Source organism: Rouxiella sp. Mn2063 (assembly GCF_049319665.1).
Classification (GTDB): domain Bacteria; phylum Pseudomonadota; class Gammaproteobacteria; order Enterobacterales; family Enterobacteriaceae; genus JBMOUD01.
Genome location: NZ_JBMOUD010000010.1, coordinates 82,449 through 102,023 on the forward strand (window position 1 = coordinate 82,449; position 19,575 = coordinate 102,023).

16 protein-coding genes, 2 pseudogenes and 1 riboswitch are annotated in these 19,575 nt (G+C 47.3%); of the genes and pseudogenes, 7 read left to right on the forward strand and 11 right to left on the reverse strand.

Annotated elements, in window-relative coordinates; translation table 11 throughout:
• The first annotated feature begins 4 nt into the window (after nt 1-4).
• The gene (locus ACL9RG_RS15380; protein WP_422793580.1) at nt 5-1,549 is read left to right on the forward strand and encodes a DHA2 family efflux MFS transporter permease subunit; all 1,545 of its coding nucleotides are present in this window, start codon (nt 5-7) and stop codon (nt 1,547-1,549) included.
• An 86-nt stretch (nt 1,550-1,635) separates the two neighbouring features.
• Here ACL9RG_RS15380 and ACL9RG_RS15385 read toward each other — a convergent pair whose 3' ends face one another.
• A complete protein-coding gene (locus ACL9RG_RS15385; RefSeq protein WP_422793497.1) occupies nt 1,636-2,406 on the reverse strand; it encodes a DeoR/GlpR family DNA-binding transcription regulator in 771 nt (256 codons plus the stop codon).
• Between the two features lie 101 nt (nt 2,407-2,507).
• On the opposite strand from ACL9RG_RS15385, the gene hisN reads away from it, so the two are divergent.
• Nucleotides 2,508-3,296: a histidinol-phosphatase gene (hisN, locus tag ACL9RG_RS15390; RefSeq protein WP_422793498.1), complete on the forward strand. Its 789-nt coding sequence runs from the start codon at nt 2,508-2,510 to the stop codon at nt 3,294-3,296.
• An 86-nt stretch (nt 3,297-3,382) separates the two neighbouring features.
• The gene (locus ACL9RG_RS15395) at nt 3,383-4,549 is read left to right on the forward strand and encodes an MFS transporter (RefSeq protein ID WP_422793499.1); all 1,167 of its coding nucleotides are present in this window, start codon (nt 3,383-3,385) and stop codon (nt 4,547-4,549) included.
• Nucleotides 4,550-4,749: 200 nt separating this feature from the next.
• Here the strand turns inward: ACL9RG_RS15395 and ACL9RG_RS15400 are convergent, their stop codons facing one another.
• The 3 genes and pseudogenes from ACL9RG_RS15400 to ACL9RG_RS15410 all read right to left on the reverse strand — a co-directional run bounded on the left by ACL9RG_RS15400 (nt 4,750) and on the right by ACL9RG_RS15410 (nt 6,801).
• Nucleotides 4,750-4,998, reverse strand: a complete 249-nt coding sequence (locus ACL9RG_RS15400; RefSeq protein ID WP_422793500.1) for a hypothetical protein — start codon at nt 4,996-4,998, stop codon at nt 4,750-4,752.
• A 233-nt stretch (nt 4,999-5,231) separates the two neighbouring features.
• Entirely contained in the window at nt 5,232-5,495 is a 264-nt protein-coding gene (locus ACL9RG_RS15405; protein ID WP_422793501.1) for a hypothetical protein, read from the reverse strand.
• A gap of 315 nt (nt 5,496-5,810) precedes the next feature.
• A pseudogene (locus ACL9RG_RS15410) lies at nt 5,811-6,801 on the reverse strand (IS630 family transposase).
• Between the two features lie 158 nt (nt 6,802-6,959).
• Here ACL9RG_RS15410 and ACL9RG_RS15415 point away from each other — a divergent pair.
• Both ACL9RG_RS15415 and ACL9RG_RS15420 read left to right on the forward strand, forming a co-directional pair.
• Nucleotides 6,960-7,381 (forward strand): annotated as a pseudogene (locus ACL9RG_RS15415) (integrase); the annotation flags it as partial.
• A gap of 139 nt (nt 7,382-7,520) precedes the next feature.
• Nucleotides 7,521-9,032, forward strand: coding sequence for an SIR2 family protein (locus ACL9RG_RS15420; RefSeq protein ID WP_422793502.1), 1,512 nt, complete (start codon nt 7,521-7,523; stop codon nt 9,030-9,032).
• Nucleotides 9,033-9,587: 555 nt separating this feature from the next.
• Here the strand turns inward: ACL9RG_RS15420 and ACL9RG_RS15425 are convergent.
• A complete protein-coding gene (locus tag ACL9RG_RS15425) occupies nt 9,588-9,947 on the reverse strand; it encodes a hypothetical protein (protein WP_422793503.1) in 360 nt (119 codons plus the stop codon).
• A gap of 362 nt (nt 9,948-10,309) precedes the next feature.
• Nucleotides 10,310-10,413: riboswitch (TPP riboswitch) on the forward strand.
• A 34-nt stretch (nt 10,414-10,447) separates the two neighbouring features.
• On the opposite strand from ACL9RG_RS15425, the gene thiM reads away from it, so the two are divergent.
• Complete coding sequence (gene thiM, locus ACL9RG_RS15430) at nt 10,448-11,239, forward strand: hydroxyethylthiazole kinase (RefSeq protein ID WP_422793504.1); 792 nt, start codon at nt 10,448-10,450, stop codon at nt 11,237-11,239.
• The gene (gene thiD, locus ACL9RG_RS15435; RefSeq protein WP_422793505.1) at nt 11,239-12,054 is read left to right on the forward strand and encodes a bifunctional hydroxymethylpyrimidine kinase/phosphomethylpyrimidine kinase; all 816 of its coding nucleotides are present in this window, start codon (nt 11,239-11,241) and stop codon (nt 12,052-12,054) included. The genes thiM and thiD overlap by 1 nt, the downstream gene beginning before the upstream one ends.
• A gap of 369 nt (nt 12,055-12,423) precedes the next feature.
• Here the strand turns inward: thiD and yegS are convergent, their stop codons facing one another.
• The 6 genes from yegS to mdtD all read right to left on the reverse strand — a co-directional run bounded on the left by yegS (nt 12,424) and on the right by mdtD (nt 19,561).
• The gene (gene yegS, locus ACL9RG_RS15440; RefSeq protein ID WP_422793581.1) at nt 12,424-13,314 is read right to left on the reverse strand and encodes a lipid kinase YegS; all 891 of its coding nucleotides are present in this window, start codon (nt 13,312-13,314) and stop codon (nt 12,424-12,426) included.
• A 466-nt stretch (nt 13,315-13,780) separates the two neighbouring features.
• Complete coding sequence (gene yegQ, locus ACL9RG_RS15445) at nt 13,781-15,193, reverse strand: tRNA 5-hydroxyuridine modification protein YegQ (RefSeq protein ID WP_422793506.1); 1,413 nt, start codon at nt 15,191-15,193, stop codon at nt 13,781-13,783.
• Between the two features lie 215 nt (nt 15,194-15,408).
• Nucleotides 15,409-15,747 (reverse strand): YegP family protein, encoded by a 339-nt coding sequence (locus ACL9RG_RS15450; protein WP_422793507.1) that lies wholly within the window; start codon nt 15,745-15,747, stop codon nt 15,409-15,411.
• Nucleotides 15,748-16,014: 267 nt separating this feature from the next.
• Nucleotides 16,015-16,734 (reverse strand): two-component system response regulator BaeR, encoded by a 720-nt coding sequence (baeR, locus tag ACL9RG_RS15455; RefSeq protein WP_422793508.1) that lies wholly within the window; start codon nt 16,732-16,734, stop codon nt 16,015-16,017.
• Nucleotides 16,734-18,125 carry a two-component system sensor histidine kinase BaeS gene (baeS, locus tag ACL9RG_RS15460; RefSeq protein WP_422793509.1) on the reverse strand — a complete coding sequence of 464 codons (1,392 nt, stop codon included), beginning with the start codon at nt 18,123-18,125 and terminating at the stop codon, nt 16,734-16,736. Before baeS ends, baeR begins: the two co-directional genes overlap by 1 nt.
• Complete coding sequence (mdtD, locus tag ACL9RG_RS15465) at nt 18,122-19,561, reverse strand: multidrug transporter subunit MdtD (protein ID WP_422793510.1); 1,440 nt, start codon at nt 19,559-19,561, stop codon at nt 18,122-18,124. The genes baeS and mdtD overlap by 4 nt, the downstream gene beginning before the upstream one ends.
• Nucleotides 19,562-19,575 lie beyond the last annotated feature (14 nt).

Below are 19,575 nucleotides of genomic sequence, written 5' to 3' on the forward strand. Positions count from 1 at the left end.
GGGTATGAGCATGGCGAAGAAGGTGTTTGTCTTCGCCACCATGTGCCTTGGGATGTTTATCGCTTTGCTGGATATCCAGATTGTTTCGGCTTCACTGCGAGATATCGGCGGTGGATTATCAGCGGGAACGGATGAAACCGTGTGGGTGCAGACCAGCTATTTGATTGCCGAAATCATTGTGATTCCGCTATCGGGCTGGCTGGCTCGGGTAATGTCTACTCGCTGGTTATTTGCTGTTTCGGCGGCAGGTTTTACCGTGATGAGCTTGCTGTGCGGCTGGGCGTGGAATATCCAAAGTATGATTGCCTTTCGCGCCTTACAGGGATTTATGGGCGGGTCGATGATCCCGCTGGTGTTCACCACCTCATTTGCCTTTTTTACCGGCAAACAGCGGGTGATTGCCGCGGCGACCATCGGTGCGTTGGCTTCGCTGGCACCGACGCTTGGGCCCACCGTGGGCGGCTGGATCACCGATAACTACTCGTGGCACTGGCTGTTTTTTATCAATCTGATCCCCGGTCTGTTTATTGCTATTGTGGTGCCAATATTAGTCAGGGTTGATAAGCCGGAATGGTCATTGCTGCGTAAAGCGGATTATTTTGGCATCGTGCTGATGTCGTTGTCGCTAGGTTGCCTGGAATATACCTTAGAGGAAGGGCCGCGTTGGGGATGGATGGACGATTCGGTGATTGCCAGCACGGCGTGGATTGCCGGAATATCGGGATTGTTGTTTATCTGGCGCTCTTTAAGCTATGTCAATCCGGTTGTGGATCTGCGGGCGTTAAAAAACCGCAACTTCTCGCTGGGCTGTTTTTTCTCATTTATTACCGGCGTTGGCCTCTTCGCGACTATTTATCTAACGCCGTTGTTCCTGGGGAATATTCGTGGATTCAGTGCGCTGGATATTGGTATCACCATCTTCTCGACTGGTGTATTCCAGATATTATCTATTCCGGTTTATTCGTGGCTAGCCAACCGGGTAGATTTACGCTGGCTGATGATGGTCGGGCTCGGCTCCTTTGCGCTCTCAATGTGGTTGTTCACACCGATCACTCACGATTGGGGTTCGGCACAGTTTTTACTGCCGCAGGCATTTCGCGGCGCGGCCCAGCAATTTTCCGTAGCGCCCACGGTGATGCTGACATTGGGGGCGCTGCCGCCAGAGCGATTAAAACAGGCATCGGGCTTATTTAACTTGATGCGAAACTTAGGCGGGGCCATTGGCATTGCCTGCTGTGGTACTGTCCTCAATAATCGTACCAATCTGCATTACAGCAGGCTGGCTGACCATCTTAATAATACGAATCAGGCGATGGATAGTCTGTTGCAGAGTTCGACGGCCCATTTTATTCAAGGTGGAATGGACCTGCTTGCGGCGCAAACTGCGGCATTAAAACAGCTGTCATCGCTGACGTTTCGTGAGGCACAAACTCAATCGTTTTCTGATGCGTTTTTGCTGATTATGGTAGCGTTTATTGTGGCAATGTTAATGGTGCCTTTAATGCGCAAACCCGGCGCAGTGAAAGCCCCATCGCCTGATGCGCATTAGTTTTATTTCATCTAGTTTTCATCGAGATAATAGTCATGGATGACTATTGATGTTAAATCCTGCCGGCTAAACTGACATCGATAAAACTAGACCAACGTGATGGTCAAATCCTTATCTGCAAATGCCGCTATTTTATCTTTCGAGCGGCTCTCTTCTACCAAAAGTACTGAAATCTCATCGCAAGAAGCGACGCAATAGCGGGTAATTGCCGGGAATTTTTCTGCCGTTAGCGCCACGATAATCTCATTACTGCGTGCGATCAGCACTTTTTTAAACTCGGCATCTTCATAGTTAAATGCGCTGACCCCTTGCTCTGGGTCCATCGCGCAGGCCCCTAAAAAGGTTTGATCAAAGTGAATGGCATTAAGCTGGAGTTGTGCCGTAATCCCCAGGCTGCCGCCGGTTTGTTTATCCAGCCGTCCTCCTAAGATAATGGTTTCACACAGCGGATGTTTCATCGCTTCAACCGCAATCAGGGGGGAATTTGTCACCACGGTTAAGGCCAGATCGTCGGGCAGAGCTTTGGCTAATTGCAGATTGGTGCTGCCAGCATCAACAAAGATACAGCTGCCTTGCTTAATCAGTTTTACAGCCCCTAGCGCTAATAATCGCTTTTCACTGCTGCTATCGGCTGCTCGAGCCTGCAAATTATCCGTTCTCGGTAAAATCGCCACGGCTCCGCCATGCACGCGCTTGCAAACCCCTTCGCTCGCCAGCTCCTTAAGGTCTCGGCGCACCGTATGCTCGGAAACGTTCAGCCTGGAAGATAGCTCGGTACAGACCACGCGACCTTCATCTTGCAGGATCTTACGAATGAACGTGTGGCGCTGTTCAGGAAAAGAAGCATATTCGAGCATTGAAACTCTCCGTAATTGATCATAATCTTGCATGGTCGAGCATAAACCATCATGCCGTCATCACTCAACCTCTGTATAACGCTGTTGAAAGGCGATAAAAAATGAATCAGCAACTTCCCGACATTGCATTCTTCCATGAACTGGCGAACGCCGCCAGCCAACAAACGCTTCCTCGTTTTCGTACCAACAACCTACAGGTTGACACTAAGCCGAAAGAGGGCGAACGTTTTGACCCGGTAACCGCGGCGGACAGAGAAGCGGAAAGGGCGATGCGGGCATTGATCGGTGCGCGTTACCCAGACCATTCCATTATGGGCGAAGAGTTTGGTATTAGCGGCGAAGGGCCGTTCCGCTGGGTGCTTGATCCCGTTGACGGCACGCGCCCTTTTATTTGTGGTCTGCCGGTGTGGGGCACGCTGATTGGGTTGCTTTATGAAGGCCAGGCGGTCATGGGAATGATGAGCCAGCCGCATACTGGTGAGCGTTTCTGGTCTGACGGCATTCGAGCATATTCGAGCAGCTTCCACGGACAGACAGTACTGCAAACGCGTAAATATATTCCGCTAGAGCAGGCGATATTACATACCACCTCACCTCAACCGGAGCACTTGCGCACGCAAGCTAATTTTTCGGCGCTGGTTGAGCGCACGCGTATGACACGCTATGGCGGTGAGTGTTATGCAATGGCGATGCTTGCTGCCGGACATATCGACGTCTGTGTTGAATTCTCTCTGCAACCTTACGATATCGTTCCTCTTATCCCAATCATCGAGCAGGCAGGCGGTATTGTGACTACGCTTTGGGGGCAGAGCGCCGAAAGCGGCGGACCGGTGGTGGCCAGCGGCTGTCCTGCTTTGCATCAACAGGTTCTGGCAATCCTCAACGGATAACTAACCTCAACGACTAAATAACAGCAGGCTTATTGCGTTCGGCGTGGGCCTGTTTGATAACAAAGAGTTTGACGAGAGACGCTGTCATGCAAGATTTTACTCAAGCTGTGCAAGAGCTGCACCGTGAAGAGACACCAGGTCGCTGCGCACAACGTGCCACGCGAATTATGTTTTTTGTCGCCGGTTTTGCCACCGCAGCATGGGCGGCGTTGGTCCCTTTTGCCAAATTGAATACCGGCGTTAACGACGGCGCATTGGGGTTGTTGCTACTGTGTTTGGGGGGCGGGGCATTGGCGGCAATGCCAGTAACTGGCGCATTGACCAGCCGTTTCGGATGCCGAATGGTGCTGATTTTTTCTGTGGCGTTGTTCAGTATTGTATTGCCACTGCTACCGATAATTACTAGCCCGGCGTTACTCGCTATTGCTTTATTACTGTTTGGTATCGGCATCGGCACCACCGATTGCGCGATGAATATTCAGGCCATCATCGTTGAGAAAGCCGCAGGTAAACCGATGATGTCGGGATTTCATGGCTTTTATAGCGTGGGTGGAATTGCCGGCGCTGGGGCAATGAGCGGTTTATTAATGCTGGGTCTTGATCCGCTATACGCCTGTTTGGTGTCGGCGTTGTTTATCTTGGTATTACTGGCAGTTAGCATCAGTAATCTGCTTGGTTATGCCAACCCAGCGGAAGGGAAAGCCTTTGCGATCCCTCACGGGGCGGTACTGATTTTGGGCGGGATCTGTTTTGTGGTGTTCCTGGCGGAAGGCACGGTGCTGGATTGGAGCGCAGTCTTTCTCACCGAACATCGCCAATTGTCTGATACGTTGGGGGGATTAGGCTTTGCCTGTTTCTCGGCATTGATGACCGCAGGACGCTTGACTGGCGACAAGATAGTAGCCTATCTGGGGCCGCAAAAAGTGGTGGTCGGCGGCGCGTTAATCGCGGTTGCTGGATTTGCGCTGATTATTTTTGTCCCTTGGTGGGAGCTATCGTTGCTCGGTTATGCCCTGATTGGCATCGGTTGTGCGAATATCGTCCCGGTGATGTTCTCGGCGATAGGCAGACAAAACAGCATGCCGCAAGCCGTGGCTGTGCCCGCTGTCACCACGCTAGGATACATGGGCGTGCTGGTGGGGCCAGCCTCTATTGGTTTTATCGCTCACTACAGTTCATTGCCACTGGCCTTTTTAGTGGTCGCTGCGCTGCTTATTGCTGTCGCGGGGACGTCTCGTTTAGTGAAAATGTAGTGCTTATTTGCAGGAGTGGGTTACAAGTCTAAAGCAGACCTCTACCCTGTGGTGGTCTGCGTTAGGCAGACAAGATAACGATGTTATGACCGACTCGGGTTGCCGATAAGTTTGATTGGCTGAGAAAGGTAATCCCCCATTTTTAACGGTGACAATAAGTAGGGGCAGTGCATGATAGCCCCTATCAGTTAACAACTGGCTCACTCCACTTCAATGCACGTACTAATGTGGATGTTTGCTTTGTAGGTGTCCAACATGCCATCGGTTGTGACTCTTATATATTCTACAGCCTGATTTGGTTCGGGGTTTATCTCCTGCCAAATGTCATCGGCGATTTTCTTCGCGTAATAAACCTCCGCCCCAGCACGTTGCAGAGTCATTGCGCCAGAACGTGCATTAACTGCCGCGTAAAGGTCTGGGGCTTGTTGTGGTGTCCCAGTAAGTAGCAACGTACACGCATAATGTTTCTGGTAAGGAACGTTGATTCTTTGCGCCGCAGTAGCGGGTATTGTAGTTACAAGGAGAATCTAGGCTAAATACGGAAATTTCATTTTATCTCGTTGTTAGTAAAAAATTTTAGATACTTTTACCAGAACACTAACAAGTTACCCCAGTGTGATTGATTATGTCTGGTGAGAGGCTTACATCTTGGTCAAGGTTTAGGGGGAGTATATTCTCAAAATTAGATGGTACAGCGAACGCCAGTCATCTTGTATAAGAATTCAATCAGATGCTGAGAGCCTTCATCTATAGTCGAAAATTTTTGTGAATGGTGAACACCATCAGCACGTGCTCTAAAAAGGTGATGATGCTCAGGTTTCACTTCAACTGACAATTTGCGTTTAATGCTATCCATACAAACACGGTACTTAAAGCTATGGCCTGACTGCTGAAGAAAATGGACTCCGGTTACAGTCCTTCCCTTGGTTTTGACAAGGCTGGTCATAAACTCATTCCTCTCATGAAAATGGTGTAAATAGGGCACTTATCTAACGGTCATTTGCAGTGTAGACAATAGCCTGACAATCATCAGTATTGAATTTACTGAAATCAGCAAGACTCACTCACAATTTCATGAGCTATCTCGTAACCGGTTTTGCGGCGTCTTTGTTCACCGGATCATAATTTAGTCTAAAATCATACCGAACACTGCGGGGTATTGCTGTAGTTGGGGGCTTACGTATGTAATCATTTATGGTTGGCTGCATTCACTGAAATGCGAGGTGAGTAGAGCGCCAGTAACTAGCTAATCCTAATACCGCTACACTTTTGTTTGCCCGTATTTACCGTTGGGCAATGTGCTGACCGTTTTCATAAAGTGGCGTATTTTGTTTAATAATTGCCACATCGACCGGCAGCTATGATTCCTGTTTATCGTGTCATGCAATGCCTGCGAAAACCGTTCAACGTGGTTTATCTACGGCGAATAGACCTGTTTATAAATAACTATAAATTTGAGATTTTTCTTCAGCCAGCGACGGGTTTCTGCGTTTTTATGGATGATGTAATTATCGACGAACAGTGTGACTGTTTTTGCCCACAGGTACGTACTTTTTAGATGTTTTAACAGGCTGATAAATAACCCAGAGTTTTTACTGTTGCCGCGGAGATAACTGACTTTTTACGTACCACTGTGTAACGAGCCAGCCAGATAATGTTTTTCGTTCTGACCCGGTGTAACAACGCGCTTTTGTTGGCTACGCAATTGCCAGTCTGCACCGATTTTCGGATTGAGATGGATATCGACTTCATCCTCGTAAAACACTGGACTTCTGGCGCTGCATTGCTCGAGAGCGTCGGCGATAGCCGCCATTTTTTCGTCTTTGTGTGGGTCGCGAATGCGCAGTGTTGGCGCAGTTCTTCGCCAGACAAGCCCTGCGGCAGGAAGCCAACGACGAACGGTTGAAGTATGCAAACGATATCCTGTTATCACATTGATTTTTTATTGCTAATAGTTCAGTACTTCAGCGAGAGCGCTGATAGATAAAATCATCGGGTGAATGCTTAATTAACTGGCGTAACAGTGCACAAATATGCCCAAACGGCCAGCGTCGCTCACGGCCCGGGGGCGGTGATTTCAGGCCGTCTATCCCATAAAGAGTGAACCAATTAATCCAGCGCTCCAGAGATGAATGGGCACAACAAAGTGTTTTGGCGACATCACTTATCTTGTGCCCACGATGAAGCATCAATATCGCGGTGAGTCTACGAGCATGGTTTTTATCACATGTTTTATGGATAATTTTTTGCATCAAACACCTTTAGGTGTCGGGTATCGGTGCTATGATCGACATGGCTCAGTCCGGTTGCGGTGGTTTGGGATATTCAGCGATTGATCAGAACGCTAAAATCGGGCTGAGTTCCCTTCGAGGGATCTACTATTTGGAACAGCTATTTATTGTGATGATCTCCTGAAGATCTAGTTGACGCTGAATCGAGCCACAAGCATCTGAAGATTTACAAATTGCTATTCAAAACCTTCCTGACAGACAATAAAGATATCCTGGATAAGTCACAAATCAAGTATGACGAGTATAGTAAGCGGTACCATCTCTTGTTCGCGGAAGGAGGGCTAGGGGAAATAGAGAACGCAACAAGGCAGGTGGCTATCTGCCCCAACTGATCTAGCAGGGACTCCCCGATTTCGTTAACTGCCAATGAAAATAGAAAATTTTCTCGCCTGTGTCGGGTAAGAACATGCGGAAGATCGACAAAGTATTAGCGAACATGCGTGATCGATTTGGAAACTTGGCGCACTTGCAACAATCTGTTGGTCATGAAAAGAGCGGGTCAGGGATCACTAGGCGTTATATACACATATTCCCATTATGAACTATCAGTTATGTGATTGGCGGGTGGTATTGGGAGTGATTTAAGCAAGTCTACAATGGGTCGCTGTAAATTTTCATATGATTGATTTTTATCATAGTCAATATAGAATATTCCCACTTACCTGCCGGAGGCTAATTACATGAATATTCGGGATTTTATCGGACAGTATCGTAACCATCCTGTACTTTTTATCGGGGCAGGTGTCAGTTTACGATATCTTAAAAACTCTCATACTTGGGATGGTTTATTAAAGCACATTGCTTTTGAATTAAAAGGAAATAACGAGTTTTACCTAGATATCAAAGCTGAGTGTCAAATTGGTGGGAAGTATAACTATGCCCTAATTGCAACAAAATTAGAAAAGGCTTTTAATAAGTCTTTGGGCGAGGATCGGAATGGGAAATTTAAAGATATTAATGATGTTTTTTATGCTGAGATGGAGCATGAAAATAATCTAAGTCGATTCAAGATTTATATTTCTAAGTTGGTTGAAAGCTTAATTTATAGAGAAGAAAAAAGAGAAGAGTTGGCTGAATTAAAGAAAATAAGGAAAAATATTGGTTCGGTAATAACTACTAATTATGATGGCCTCATTGAGGATGTATTTGGCTTTGAGGCATTGGTAGGAAACGATATTTTATTGAGCAATCCTTATGGTTCGGTTTATAAAATACATGGTTGTAATAAGGATGCATCAAAAGTAATTATAACTGAAGAGGATTACACTCATTTTGATAATAAGTACGAGTTAATTCGCGCTCAGTTACTCTCAATATTTATACATAACCCAATTATATTTATGGGGTATGGTATTGGTGATGAAAATATTAAGAGTTTACTTAAAACCATTTTTACTTATGTCGAACCAAATTCGTTAACGGCTCAGCGGATAAGAGATAACTTCCTTTTAGTAGAGTTTGAACAAGGCTCTATGTCTCATGAGATAAGTGAGCACGACATCGATTTGGAAGGATTTTCTACGATAAGAATAAATAAAATAAAGACGGATGATTTTGTCGAAATTTATCGATCTTTATCAAATTTAAATTTACCTGTATCTGCAATGGATATAAGAAAGGTACAAAGCATAGTTAAAGATATATATTCTGGTGTTCATGATGATGGAACTAGTATTAAAGTTAACATTACTGAAGACATTGATTCTCTTAATAATAGCGACAAAATACTAGTAATTGGATCAAGTAATTCTATAAAGTATGAGCATAAAAACTCCTCTAGTTTTATGTCAGATTACTTTGATATTATCGATGAGTCTAATCATCAGTTGCTGCAACTCATTGATAAGATTAATATTGCCTCAACGCAGTGGTTTCCTGTTTATGGTTTTTGTATGATCTGCAGAGATCTTGAAAAATGTAACTCTCTCAAAGCACAACAAATAAGAAAAATCGAAGAGTATCTTGCTGGTTTACCTACTTCTGTTCACTCCATGCATGAGGATTTGAATGATATATATTCTGATGATTTAATCACTCGCACAAATAAAATAAATGCCATAATTTGGTCTGCTTGGAACGATAGGATTGTACTTGATGAGGTAGAGATGCTTTTGCGAGCAATGGCAGATAAGAAAGGTACCGATTACCGGCGTTTGCTCTGTGTATATGATTTTAAAAAATATGCTGAATGAAATGGTTGGTAATGCTTTGATTTAATTATACACTCATCTAATTATAAGCTATATGAGAGTGATTGATATCACTCTCATATTTTACTTTTCGTTCTCGGGTGTGTCGAACGTCTTCTAGTACGGGCATGATTGAGAACGGGTCTTCGCATAAACATATAAATGCTATTTTCGAAAGTACAAAGCCACTTCCCGCCTTGCAGTTCCTGTTTGCCCAGGTTTTTCATGGTGATTTTTCCCACCTAGTTACTGCACAAATTAAAACACTATTCATTCTCATAACTTGGCCTAAATTGAGCCTTCTCGCTTAAGTTTACATTTTAAGACTAGAAAATCGGGCCTTTATCCAACTATTGATTAGACTTTTGTGAAGTAAAAAAGGCGAGCCAAATGGCTCACCTTTTAATATTAATTAAAAATGTTACGATTGTTCATCAATAGTATACTCAAAGCAAATTCAAAACTATGTTGAGCCTCAATGCAGCTAGGAGGGGCGACCCTTGCTTACTATGAGCATCAATGAAAAGCATAATAGCCGAAATTAACCCAGCTTTACTTTTAATTAACCCTAACACTTAGGGAAATACTTTTATTTTTAATGATTTCGTTTTGGTCGAGGGGGGCTATAAACGGTGTGTTGCACGGATTGTGTATGTCGCTGATTGCATCATTGTATTGACATAAGTAAGTAAGCACGTTATCAATACCATCTGAGAAAATATCACAAACATTAGATTTTAACTGAGATATAAGATGGTATATACTAGTCCCAGATATTCTATCTAATATAACCATATCACCTGAAAAGCCGGTTTGTTCTTTGTATATATTTATTATAAATTCTCTGCCATTATTCGTGGAAATGTTGATATTTTGTAGTTCTTTAGATGCACCCAATGTTAATACTCCACTAGACATTTTATTCTCCTTTGTAAAAACATGTTTTTTACTCGATTATTTATTTAAAATCAACTTGTTAAGGTTGATAGATGTGCCATCCTTACATACTCCAATAATTCGTTCATATCCACACCTTTGCTATACGTCTTAAAACTCTTAGTTTCCCTAATCAAATCTAATACATACACATACATTACGTTCCGGTTCTGCATTAACGAACAGCGACAACGAAGGACAAGAGGCTGCAATTCGACCATTTTTGTCGTTTTTTTATGGGGCACAGGTTGAGATATATAGCATTTTTTTATGGTTGAGTCTTTGGCTTCCTGCTGGCATGATCCAGAATAGTGATTAACGGGACGTAATCGCAAGTTTTTGATTTAAATGACTCGGGGTGCCCTTCTGCAAATCGTTAGAAGGCTGAGAAATACCCGTACCACCTGATCTGGATAATGCCAGCGTAGGGAAGTCGAGGTATCTCAACCGGTACCCCTTCTTGAACGCCGGTTGGGAGATTCATGAACGCTCGACCTATCGTATTTTCTGGCGCACTCGCCGCCGATTCTTTGCAGCAACTGCGAGCTGCTTCCCCTCTTGTTCACTGTCTTACCAACGATGTAGTGCAATCTTTTACTGCTAACGTATTGCTTGCGGTGGGTGCATCACCGGCGATGGTGACAGACCCGCGTGAGGCGGCGCAATTTAGCGCGATCGCCAGTGGGTTATTGGTCAATGTCGGTACCCTGACGCAACCTGTCGCCGATGCCATGCTGGCAGCAATTACGGCGGCAAATCAAGCGGCAACGCCTTGGGTGCTCGATCCCGTTGCCGTCGGTGGATTGCATTGGCGCAGCGAGTTCTGCCATCAGCTGTTGAGCCTTCGTCCTGCCGCCATTCGTGGTAACGCTTCAGAAATCATGGCATTAAGCGGAATGAATTCTAGCGGGCGGGGCGTAGACAGTGCCGACGACTCTTTAGCGGCGTTGCCTGCGGCACAAGCCTTGGCACAGCAAACCGGCGCTGTCGTGGCGGTTACGGGGGAAACCGACTATGTCACCGACGGTGAGAAAACCTATGCCGTGACTGGCGGTCATCAATTGATGACGCGCGTAGTCGGCACCGGTTGTTCGCTTTCTGCCGTGGTCGCCGCGTTTGTTGCCTTACCGGGTGAGAGATTACAACATGTCGCTGCCGCGTGTCGGGTAATGTCCTGCGCCGGTGAACGTGCCTGTGCAGCGGTGCGAGGTCCGGGCAGTTTTGTGCCTGCGTTTTTAGATGAGCTGTATACCCTGCAAGGGGAGGTACTGTAATGAAACGGATTAATGCATTGACCATTGCAGGAACCGATCCAAGCGGCGGCGCAGGTATTCAGGCGGATCTCAAAGCTTTTTCAGCGCTGGCGGCTTATGGTACCAGCGTTGTTACCGCGCTCGTCGCGCAAAACACCCGCGGTGTGCAGTCGGTGTATCATATCGACGCTGAATTTGTTGGCGCACAGCTAGATTCAGTCTTGGGCGATGTGCGTATCGACAGCGCCAAAATCGGCATGTTGGATAACGTAGCGATTGTAGAAGCGGTGGCGCAGGGATTGCTGCGTCATCGTCAACTGGGGCAGGCTCCAGAGTTTGTGGTGCTTGATACGGTTATGCTGGCGAAAAGCGGCGATCCGCTGTTATCCCCCGATGCTGTCGACGCGTTGCGCCGTTTACTGCTGCCGCAAGTCTCTATCATTACCCCAAACTTACCTGAAGCCGCGGCGCTGCTCGACTCGCCTATTGCCACCAGTGAGCAAGAAATGTGTCAGCAAGGCGAAGCATTGCTGACCATGGGCTGTGAGGCGGTATTAATGAAGGGCGGTCATCTGAGCGACAGCGAAAGCCCGGATTGGCTGATCACCGCCGACTACCGTCAACGCTTCACCGCGCCTCGAGTTAACACCCGTCACACACACGGCACCGGCTGCACACTCTCCGCCGCCCTTGCGGCCCTGCGCCCGCGCCATAACGACTGGATAAGCACCGTACAGGCAGCAAAAGACTACCTACAACAAGCATTACTCCAAGCCGATTCACTAGAAGTCGGCCACGGCATCGGCCCCGTCCACCACTTCCACCGCTGGTGGTAAAAAACGCCGCGCCTTGGCTTTAATATTAATCTCGACCTTGTCCTTGATCTTGACCTTGACCTTAAACAGCGCATCTTATCGGCCAAGCGAACGAATGAGGCCAGGGGAAAGCAGACAAGGAAGTCTGCTTTAGGTTGAGCCGGGCAGGGACGCCCGTCTCAGCCGACCCGTAAGGCCGAAGCAGTAAGCACGGGCAGTCGCGCAGCGACCCGATAAGCTAAGCGCAAGGCGTTGGGTGCAGGGGCTTTCGCTGAAAAGCCCCTGCCGGTCGCGTTCGGCGTAATATGCATATTACTGGGTATTAATAAGCGGCCGAACGTTCACCATATTGTTATATGCCGATAAAAATCCCCGACGCTGGATTGAGTGTCAGGCCAGTAATGGACATTGCGGCGGTAATCGACACTCAATGGCGCCAGCTAAAACCTCAATACGGAAATGGGTGCCTTTTAACGGTTCACCGTCGAGATTAAATGTAATGTCGTGAGGGGCGCTAATTTCCAGCCAAGGCAGGGATGTGGAGATAATATTTTTATTCTCTTCACCTTTTACCAAGCTGCGCACAAATGCAGGCAATAGCTCTTCTGAGGTGAGTAATCGTAGTTGCAATAAGCCATCATTAATCAGGGCATCGGGACAGATTTCTTGCCCACCGCCTGCTTGCCGACCATTCCCGATTCCCATGACTAATACGTCACCAGACCAGCAAAAATCTGGGCCACGAAATTCACAGCGGTCTACTTTTAGCGTATCGAGTCGCAATAGACCGTGAATAAAATAAGAGGCGCTTCCTAATGCCGATTTCAGCAGGGCCGGCGTCTCTGTGGTGATGCGCGTACCGAAGCCCCCGGTCGCCATATTAATGAAACAGCGCTTACCGTTGACTTGCGCCAGGTCTATCGCCACAGCGCGTCCCTGCATTGCTAACTGTAAAGCGGGCTCCAACGCTTGCGGAATGCCACAACTGTTGGCGAAATCATTCGCGGTACCCAGAGGAAGGATGCCAAGGCAGGGCGTTTTAGCGGTTTTTAGTTTAGTTAGCGCTGTCGCCACTTCATTGATGGTGCCGTCGCCACCGCCAGCAATGACAGTGTCAAAGCCAGAGGCCGTTGCTTCATCCACATAACGTGCGGCATCGCCATGTTCCCATGTCACTCTTACGGCGAGGTTAGCTCCGGCAAGACGCAGTGCCTTTACCGCCTGACGCAGCTCAATATTAGCGGCGCTTTTGCCGTTTAAAATCAATAATGCACTGGGTATTCCACTCATTATATTCTCCCATATTATGTCCGCCATACTTGATACAGCCCGTGCGCCCAAGAGATTATCGGGGACATATCTTGCAATTCTGATGTCACTCCAATTGTTTAAGGAGCCAATGCAAATTAAATATTATTTTTCACCATAACCAATAGCCTAAATGATATCTATCAGAATAGTCAGGGAATAAAATAACGAGCGTTATCTTAAATTTTTAATTTTCAGCGTGATATATGAAGAAAAATAGGCGGAGGAAATAAAAGAAACCAGTCCCAATATTATTGGAACTGGCTAAGGAGGTGATTCGAGGTCTACCTTGATCATTCATTTACATTTTTATACATTGCGCGAAGATAATACCCAATGATTGATTAGCACACTGTGATCAAAAACCAGTTTTCTAATAAAAGTACGTGGACGATGGTAAATAAATAACGCCGCAGCGAGCGGCGTTATTTTGCCGATTTTAGCCGTGAGGATTGCGGGTATCCGTATCTTGTAAATTACGCAGCAGAATAGCGAAATCTAGATTTACATCGTCAGGGATAGGCAGGTAGACGATATGCCCATTTCCCGGCGCGACATCGATAACTTGGCCTTTTTTGTTGTATAGCGCTTCGATAGTAAATTGAATATTGCCCTTTGGCGTCATCATTTCTACGCTATCGCCAACGGAGAATTTGTTTTTAACATCGATCTCCGCATGGCCGTTCATACGCTGGCCGGTAAATTCGCCGACAAACTGCTGACGATCGCTTACCGAAAAACCGTATTCATAATTCTGTTGTGCATCGTGTACATGGCGGCGTAAAAAACCTTCGGTATAACCGCGATGGGCTAATCCTTCCAGTGTGGTTAATAGTGACGGGTCGAAGGGCTTGCCAGCCGCCGCATCATCGATGGCCCGGCGATAAACCTGTGCGGTGCGGGCGCAATAATAAAACGATTTAGTTCGCCCTTCGATTTTCAGCGATTGCACACCCATCTTAGTCAGGCTTTCGACGTGCTCAATGGCACGTAAGTCCTTAGAGTTCATGATATAAGTACCATGTTCATCTTCAAAAGCACTCATATATTCGCCGGGGTTCATCTTCTCTTCCAGCATAAACACTTCACTGGTTGGCTGGCCGATACCTAGCGTAGGCTCTACCTGAGTGACTGGGATGGGTTCGTGCTGATGCACAATATTGCCAACATCGTCTTGTTTACCTGGCTGAACTTTATATTCCCAGCGGCAGGCATTGGTGCAGGTCCCCTGATTCGGGTCACGCTTATTGATATAGCCTGAGAGCAGGCAGCGTCCTGAATAGGCCATGCACAGTGCGCCATGAACAAAGACTTCCAGCTCCATCTGCGGCACTTGACTGCGGATTTCGGCAATTTCTTCCAGCGACAGTTCTCGGGATAAAATGACGCGAGTGAGCCCCATTTGATGCCAGAATTTAACCGTGGCCCAATTGACGGCATTAGCCTGAACAGAAAGATGTACCGCCATATCGGGGAACGCTTCGCGCACCATCATGATCAAACCTGGGTCGGACATAATCAGTGCGTCTGGCCCCATATCAATCACCGGTTGTAAGTCGCGCAGGAAGGTTTTCAGTTTGGCGTTATGCGGGGCAATATTGACGACAACATAAAACTTTTTGCCTAGCGTATGGGCTTCACTAATACCAATGGCGAGGTTTTGGTGATTGAACTCATTATTCCGTACGCGCAGGCTATAACGTGGCTGCCCGGCATAAACCGCATCGGCCCCGTAAGCGAAGGCGTAACGCATATTTTTTAACGAGCCTGCCGGGGAGAGCAATTCAGGAATAAATGCCGGGGTTTCTGGCGTGATGATTTCTGGTGAAGTAAGCGTTTCTGATAAAGACATAACCAATCTCAGTCTGATTCCAGGTCAGGGCTGCGCCATTAGGTGCAGTGAAAGAGCGGAATTGTATCTGGCGACAGGTAAAAAAGCAGTGAAAGTGTGTGGGTATTTACGCTTTGGACGCGTGAGATCAAAAAAATGGGCAGGGTAGAACAAAAGCTGTTCGATAGTGAGTTGAACAGCTTTATCACTCGCTGTTATTGCACGGGCCGCAGGTATTAATTTGTCAGATCGCGAATATCGGTACTAGGCCCATTTTTGATGACTGACAGCACGCCTTTTTTAGCATCACTGGTCGCGTGATACATTTCGCTGACCCCAATGACCTGATGATTTTTCGCTTTCAGCACAAAATAATGTTGCCCATCTTTACTTGGCTTGATTTCATAAGCCTGTTCATTAGGCGAGTTGGCTTGTACTGAGGCAATACCATTTTCAGCGGATGCTTTACTGGCATACATCTCGCTACTGAGAATAATCTCTCCATTACCGGCTTTCAGGTTAAAGTGAAACTGTCCGTTCTTCGCTTTTTTAAGATCATAATGACCGTGTGCCATAAAGAAACCTCCAGATAAATACCCGTCATATTTCAAGTTGCACAGCGGCGGCGGCCCTCACTTATGCCCGTTTTGTGGTGATAAGTTTTTGGGATGTGTTCAATTGCCGCTAATCTGTATCTCGAAGTTTATGGGGTATCGACTCGTCGCTTAAAAAGTAGACTGAACACTTGATAAGTATAGTTGAGATATCCGCTGATAAACGGATACCTGCCATATTGACGTTGCCTCGGTTTCCCAGCTAAAAACGTGATCGGCCCTACAGCCTTAAATAATTCGGCAAGGCTCGGCTTCCCAGCGATAACCCACGCCATAAACGGCGCGAATAAAAGGCTTTTCGCCATCGATAGATTCGAGTTTACGCCGCAGATTTTTGATATGACTATCGATGGTTCGGTCGGTGACGACGCGATAATCATCATAGAGATTGTTCAGCAAAGCTTCGCGGGTAAACACATAACCCGGCTTATTTGATAGTGTTTTTAGTAAGCGGAATTCAGCTGGCGTTAGCTCGAGCTCATGCCCTTGATAACTGGCATGGAAACGCGCTTCATCAATATTCAGGCCATTATTATCGACGGCATCGCCTTCCGGGCGGTAACAGCGTCGTAAAATCGTTTTTACCCGCGCAACGACTTCACGCGGACTATAAGGCTTGCAGATATAATCATCGGCACCGATTTCCAGACCGAGAAGGCGGTCTATTTCTTCCGTTTTGGCCGTAACCATCATAATAGGGACGTCGGAAAACTGGCGAATATCACGGCAAATCGTTAACCCACTGATCCCAGGTAGCATTAAATCGAGCAAAATCATCGCCGGTGGCGTATCGCGAACATACTGCACAACCTGAGCGCCGTCGCTTAACCAGCGCGTGGCGTAACCGGCCGCCTGGAGATAATCAACCAGCAACTGCCCCAATTTAGGCTCATCTTCAACAATCAATATTTGCAGTTGCCGGTTATCCGGCATGGTGAATTCGCTCATTAATTTTTCTGTCCAATTGATAGGGAAAGTGGCAGCTCTAGGACGATTCTAACCCCACCCGTAGGCGAGTGTTCTGCACGGATTTTTCCGCCGTGTGCTTCGACAATGTTTTGGCAAATGGCTAAGCCAAGACCAGAACCGCCGCTGGCGCGGTTACGCGACCCCTCTGCACGATAAAAACGTTCAAAGATTTGCAGCAATTGTTCCTCATTGATGCCAGGCGCGCTGTCCTGAAAATAGACCTGCAAACATTTATTGCGGCGCGTGGCGATAATGTCCAATTGCCCACCAGAATCAGTATAACGCAGGCTGTTTTCCAACAAGTTATTAAACAATTGCGACAGACGCTGTGGGTCACCAAACACTTGTGCTTTATCGGGTAACTGGCTGACTAATTTTAGCTGTTTGGCGTGAAAACGATCGCGAAAACCCGCCTCGGCCAACTGAATTAAATGTACGACGTCGGTTTCTTCTTTGCGATAGGCCAGCGCTCCGGCATCGGATAGCGAAAGCTGATATAAATCATCTACCAGCTTAGTCAGGATAGAAACTTCGGACTGTAAAGAGGAGAGGGAATCTAACGACATCTTACGCACGCCATCTTGCATGGCCTCCAGCTCGCCGCGTAATACCGCCAGCGGTGTGCGTAATTCATGCGAAATATCAGCCATAAATGCGCGGCGCATCTGTTCGTTTTTTTCCAGCGTCATGGCCAGTTGATTAAAATCTTGCGCCAGTTTTCCCAGTTCATCCTGACTGTGCACTTCCACTCGGCTACTAAAATTCCCGGTCGCTAACTGGTGGGTGGCATCTACTAAGCGTTTTACCGGCGCTAACATGCCGCGAGAGAGCAGCCAGGTGGCGGCGGCGGCCAGCAGCGAAGTAAAAGCGACAATAATCCAGCTGGTCAGCCTTTGCCGCTGGTCAAAGTTAATATCAGCATTGCGCGTCAGGCGTTCTGCCGGGGTAGAGACAATGACACCGATACGTTCGCCTTTGGCTCTCAATACGCGCCCTGATGCGATAAGTTCCTGCGGAACGGGGGTATCCGAACCGGCAACCCGCTGATTTTGACTATTCAGTATCCAGAATTTAGTTCGCCAACCGGGCGGCGGTAATTTATGGGTATTTTCGTCATTAAGATCGAATGAATGCAGCAGCTGAAAGACGCTTTTTTCATTTTTAGTGAGGAAATCCCAGTTGCCAGTTTGTTGATATTCCTGCTCCAGCGACTCCGCCATCATCTCTATTCGCTGTTCGTTACCCAGCCGCACGTAGTCGATAAAACCTCGTTCAAAACTCATGCGTACGCCAAAATTCATCGTAATGATGACCAACCCACAGGTGAGAAAAATGGCGAAAAATAATTTGGCTGTAATTCCTGGTTTCATGATTTCCCCATCGAGCTAGCGCTGGATTGCGGGTTGTGAGGTGGCCCCACCAGCGGGGTCGCGGTTTCATCATTTGGTACGCGTGCAAATACCCACGCCGGGAGCAAGATAATGACCGACATACAGATATAGCAGTACAGGAAAGTACTGTGCATGCCATTACTTCCCGGAGCGACGTGCTGATTAGCAAAGATTGCCAATAACAGACCGGCTACGCTGACGCCAAAACTCATGGAGAGCTGCATCACCATTGACAGCAAACTATTGCCGCTACTGGCTAATTTTGGCGGTAAATCTTTGAGCGTCAATGTGTTCATTGAAGAGAAGCGCAGAGAGTTCACCATCCCCTGGAAGAACAGAACAATAGGGATCATCCAGAACTCGCCATAGATTGCCACCAAAGGGAAGATCAGGGTAATCAAGGCTAACAATACGGTGGCGGAAACCAGCGCACGCCGGTAGCCCACGGTTTTAACCAGCTTAACCACAATGCGTTTCATGCCCATACTGCCGATAACCATCGGGATCATCATCATCCCTGCGTGGAAGGGCGAGAATCCGAGGCCGAGCTGTAAGAATACCGGGGTCATAAAGGGCAGCATACCGCTGCCAATTCGCCCGAGCAGGCTGCCACCCAAACCGATACTAAAGCTGCGCGTATGGAACAGACGCAGAGAGAACAGTGCGCCAATATTGCCACGTGCATATAGCCAGTAAATCCCCAGCGATGCCAGGCCAACGAGTACCAGCACCGCTAACATGACGGGGGGGATACCCAAGCCTTTGCTGCCATCTAATGCCAATGTCAGCGTTGCCATTGCGACCGCCAGCATAATAAAACCGGTGATATCAAAACGTCGGGTCTGCATTTTGTAGTTAGGCATGATCATCAAGGTGGCGATAGCGCCGATAAACCCAACCGGTAGATTAATCAGGAAAATCCAATGCCAGCTGGCGTATTGCACCAAAAAACCACCCAGTGCTGGGCCCATCAGTGGCCCGATTTGCCCTGGCAATGTCACGAAGGTCATCGCGGCCATATATTCACTGCGCGGTACGATTTTTAATACCGTCAGGCGGCCGACTGGCACCATCATGGCTCCGCCAACACCTTGTATTACACGCGACATCACTAGCTCATTAAGCGTGGTTGACTGTGCACATAGTAGTGAGCCGAGAGTAAATAAAATAATGGCTGAGAAGAACACCCACTTAACGCCGACGCGGTCAGCCAACCAGCCGCTGGCTGGGAGCATAATGGCGACAGTTAATACATAGGCCACCACGACTGAGTGCATATGTAGAGGATTGACCCCTAAGCTCACCGCCATCGAAGGCAAAGCCGTATTAACAATAGTTGTGTCTAGAGACTGCATAAAAAATCCGAAAGCAACGATCCAAAGCTGCCATCGGATTGACGCGGGCTGTGTGGCCATGTCTATCCGGATTC

Bases quoted from the DNA above. Each gene is read 5' to 3' on its own strand.
- ACL9RG_RS15380 (WP_422793580.1), top strand. From the start codon at position 5: ATGAGCATGGCGAAGAAGGTGTTTGTCTTCGCCACCATGTGCCTTGGG.
- ACL9RG_RS15385 (WP_422793497.1), bottom strand. From the start codon at position 2,406: ATGCTCGAATATGCTTCTTTTCCTGAACAGCGCCACACGTTCATTCGT.
- hisN (WP_422793498.1), top strand. From the start codon at position 2,508: ATGAATCAGCAACTTCCCGACATTGCATTCTTCCATGAACTGGCGAAC.
- ACL9RG_RS15395 (WP_422793499.1), top strand. From the start codon at position 3,383: ATGCAAGATTTTACTCAAGCTGTGCAAGAGCTGCACCGTGAAGAGACA.
- ACL9RG_RS15405 (WP_422793501.1), bottom strand. From the start codon at position 5,495: ATGACCAGCCTTGTCAAAACCAAGGGAAGGACTGTAACCGGAGTCCAT.
- ACL9RG_RS15420 (WP_422793502.1), top strand. From the start codon at position 7,521: ATGAATATTCGGGATTTTATCGGACAGTATCGTAACCATCCTGTACTT.
- ACL9RG_RS15425 (WP_422793503.1), bottom strand. From the start codon at position 9,947: ATGTCTAGTGGAGTATTAACATTGGGTGCATCTAAAGAACTACAAAAT.
- thiM (WP_422793504.1), top strand. From the start codon at position 10,448: ATGAACGCTCGACCTATCGTATTTTCTGGCGCACTCGCCGCCGATTCT.
- thiD (WP_422793505.1), top strand. From the start codon at position 11,239: ATGAAACGGATTAATGCATTGACCATTGCAGGAACCGATCCAAGCGGC.
- yegQ (WP_422793506.1), bottom strand. From the start codon at position 15,193: ATGTCTTTATCAGAAACGCTTACTTCACCAGAAATCATCACGCCAGAA.
- ACL9RG_RS15450 (WP_422793507.1), bottom strand. From the start codon at position 15,747: ATGGCACACGGTCATTATGATCTTAAAAAAGCGAAGAACGGACAGTTT.
- baeR (WP_422793508.1), bottom strand. From the start codon at position 16,734: ATGAGCGAATTCACCATGCCGGATAACCGGCAACTGCAAATATTGATT.
- baeS (WP_422793509.1), bottom strand. From the start codon at position 18,125: ATGAAACCAGGAATTACAGCCAAATTATTTTTCGCCATTTTTCTCACC.
- mdtD (WP_422793510.1), bottom strand. From the start codon at position 19,561: ATGGCCACACAGCCCGCGTCAATCCGATGGCAGCTTTGGATCGTTGCT.